The sequence below is a fragment of the uncultured Aquincola sp. genome (assembly GCF_964001545.1).
In the GTDB taxonomy this organism is placed as follows: domain Bacteria; phylum Pseudomonadota; class Gammaproteobacteria; order Burkholderiales; family Burkholderiaceae_C; genus Aquincola.
This window is the reverse complement of the sequence record NZ_CAXFDV010000379.1, coordinates 1-2,995: the sequence shown is the minus strand read 5'-3', so window position 1 is coordinate 2,995 and position 2,995 is coordinate 1. Positions and strand designations below refer to the sequence as shown.

At 71.7% G+C, this 2,995-nt stretch carries 3 protein-coding genes; all 3 read right to left on the bottom strand.

Annotation, left to right across the window (positions count from 1 at the left end; genetic code table 11):
* A partial coding sequence (locus ABNT58_RS13015; protein ID WP_348753899.1) for a proton-conducting transporter membrane subunit occupies positions 1–746 on the bottom strand: 746 nt, incomplete at its 3' end.
* Positions 743–1,078 (bottom strand): Na+/H+ antiporter subunit C, encoded by a 336-nt coding sequence (locus ABNT58_RS13010; protein WP_348753898.1) that lies wholly within the window; start codon positions 1,076–1,078, stop codon positions 743–745. The genes ABNT58_RS13010 and ABNT58_RS13015, both read right to left, overlap by 4 nt.
* Positions 1,075–2,995: hydrogen gas-evolving membrane-bound hydrogenase subunit E (gene mbhE, locus ABNT58_RS13005; RefSeq protein WP_348753897.1), on the bottom strand; the 1,921-nt coding region annotated here is incomplete at its 5' end. The genes ABNT58_RS13010 and mbhE, both read right to left, overlap by 4 nt.

The following is a 2,995-nucleotide window of genomic DNA, read 5'->3' as shown; positions in this document are numbered from 1 at the left end:
TAGGTGTTGGGCAGCCACAGGTGCAGCGGCAGCAGCGCCGCCTTGAAGCCGAACACCACCAGCAGCAGCATGGCCCCGGCCTGCAGCACCGCCGCATCAGGGGCCGGCACCTGCGGCACCCGCAGCGCCAGGTCGGCCAGGTTGAGCGTGCCGGTGAAGGCATACACCAGCGCCATGCCCACCAGGAACAGCGCAGAGGCCGCCAGGTTCAGCACCACGTAGGGCACGCCAAAGCGCAGCCGCTGCCGGCCGTGGCCATGCACCATCAACACATAGGAGGCGATCAGCAGCACCTCGAAGAACACGAACAGGTTGAACAGGTCGCCGGTGACGAAGGCGCCGGCCAGGCCCATCAGCTGGAACTGGAACAAGGCGTGGAAGTGGCGGCCATGCGCATCCCAGCCGCCACTTGCATAGACAAGTGCGGGCAGCGCGACCACCTGCACCAGCACCAGCATCATGGCCGACAGCCGGTCGACCACCAGCGCGATGCCGAAGGGCGCCGGCCAGGCGCCCAGCCGGTAGACCGTGAGCGTGCCGTCGGCCGCGCGCAGCAGCAGCGCCACCGCCACCGCCAGGCCGGCCAGCACCGAGATCAGCGACAGCCAGCGCGCCCGCCGCAGCACCCGGTTGCCGTGGGCACCGGCATCGGCACCGCCGCCATCGCCCAGCGCCAGCAGGGCCACGGCGGTGGCCAGCGGCAGCAGCACGGGCAGCACCGGCAGGTGGTTCCACAGGCCCGTCATGCGCGCGGCTCCTGGCCGTCCACATGGTCGCTGCCCGAGGCATCGCGGCTGCGCAGCGCCATCTCGATGACGAAGCCGGTGGTGGCAAAGCCGATGACGATGGCGGTGAGCACCAGCGCCTGCGGCAGCGGGTCGGCGATCGCCACGCCCTCACGCAGGATGGGCGGCACGCCGATGGCCAGGCGGCCCATCGCGAAGATGAACACGTTGACCGCATAGCCCAGCAAGGTGAGGCCCAGCACCACCGGAAAACTGCGGCCGCGCAGCATCAGGTACAGGCCGCAGGCCGTCACCCAGCCGATGCCGGTGGCCATCAAGGCTTCGATCGTCATGCAGCAGTTCCTTGTTTGGAAGCATGGCCCAGCGCGCTGAGCATCAAGGTGGTGGCGCCCACCACGGTGGCGTACACGCCCAGGTCGAACAGCGCCGCCGTGGCCAGCGGCAACTCGCCCAGCAGCGGCACGGTGGGGTGGCCGTGGGCACTGGTCAGGAAGGGCTGGCCGAACAAGAAGGCGCCCACGCCGGTGAGCGCGGCGATGCCCAGACCGCTGGCGATCCAGCGGGTGTAGCGGCTGTCGGTGTGGCCACCCAGGCGGGCTTCGGCCTCGTCCTGGCCACGGGCCATGTACTGCAGCAGCAGCGCCGCCGCCGTCACCAGCCCGGCCACGAAGCCGCCACCCGGCAGGTTGTGGCCGCGCCAGAAGATGTAGGCCGAGACGGCCAGTGCCAGCACCAGCACCAGCCGCGCCGCCACCTGCAGCATCAGCGGCGGGTGGGCGAACGACCAGGCGCGGCCGGAAGCGTCGGTCTTGGGTCGGCGTGCCCGCATGCCCTCCAGCAGCGCCAGCGCGCCGACCGCGGCGATGCCCAGCACCGTGATCTCGCCGAAGGTGTCGTAGCCGCGGAAGTCCACCAGGATCACGTTGACCGCGTTGGTGCCGCCGCCACCGGGCACCGACTGTTCGGCGAAGAACCACGAGATCGAGTCATGGTCACGGGTGAGCACCAGCCAGGCCAGCCAGGCCATGCCGCCGCCGCCGGCTGCGGCCAGCAAGGCATCGCGGCTGCGGCGCAGCACGCTGGATTCACGCGGCGTGGTGGCCGGCAGCAGGGCCAGGCCCATCAGCAACAGCACGGTGGACACCACCTCCACCGCCAGCTGCGTCAGCGCCAGATCGGGCGCCGACAGCGATTCGAAGGTGATGGCCGTGACCAGCCCCACCGCACCCACCAGCCCCACCGCGATGAAGCGGTGCCGGTGCAGCGCCAGCAACGCACCGCCAGTGGCGATCAGCAGCGCCCACAGCACCCAGGCCAGCGGCGTGGCCGGCAAGCCTGGGCGCGGGCCGGTGGCCAGGCCCTGCCCCGCCGCCCCGGTGAGCGCCCACGCCACCACCACCACGGCCGCGCCCAGCAGCCAGGCCATGTAGCGTTGCAGCGAGCCGTTTTCGGTGAAGGCGGTGAGCCGCCCGGCGCCGCGCAGCAGCCCGTCCATGATCGCGTGGAAGGCACGCGCGCCACCCCAGGCCCGCGGCCGGTAGCCCGGCAGGTCGAAGCGCCGCTGCAGCAGGGCATACAGCGCCACGCCGCCCACCAGCGCGATGGCGCTCATCAACAGCGGCAGGTTGAAGCCATGCCACAGCGCCAGGTGGTGCTCGGGCGGCGGCGCATGCAGCACCGCGGCCGCAGCCACCCACACCAGCGGCCCGGCCACCAGTGCCGGCATCAGGCCCACCAGCAAGCACAGCAGCACCAGCAGCGCCACCGGGGCCTTCATCGGCACCGGCGGCTCATGCACCTGGGCATTCGGCAGGTCGGTGGCGGCCGGCCCGAAGAACACCGCATGCACCAGCCGCACCGAATAGGCGACGGAAAACACGCTGCCCAGCGTCGCCGCGGCCGCCACCCAGGCGCCGCCGGCGGCCAGCGCCTCGGTCAGGAACATCTCCTTGGACAAGAAGCCGTTGGCCGGCGGCACGCCCGCCATGGCCGCAGCCGCCACCATCGCCAGCGAGGCGGTCCAGGGCATCCAGCGCCACAGGCCGCCCAGCCGCCGCAGGTCGCGGGTGCCGGCCTCGTGGTCGACGATGCCGGCCGTCATGAAGAGGGCCGCCTTGAAGGTGGCGTGGTTGAGGATGTGGAACACCGCGGCCACCGCCGACAGCGGCGAGCCCAGGCCGATGAGGAAGGTGATCAGCCCCAGGTGGCTGATGGTGGAGTAGGCCAGCAGGCCCTTGAGGTCGTGCTGG

Bases quoted from the DNA above. Each gene is read 5' to 3' on its own strand.
- ABNT58_RS13010 (WP_348753898.1), bottom strand. From the start codon at position 1,078: ATGACGATCGAAGCCTTGATGGCCACCGGCATCGGCTGGGTGACGGCC.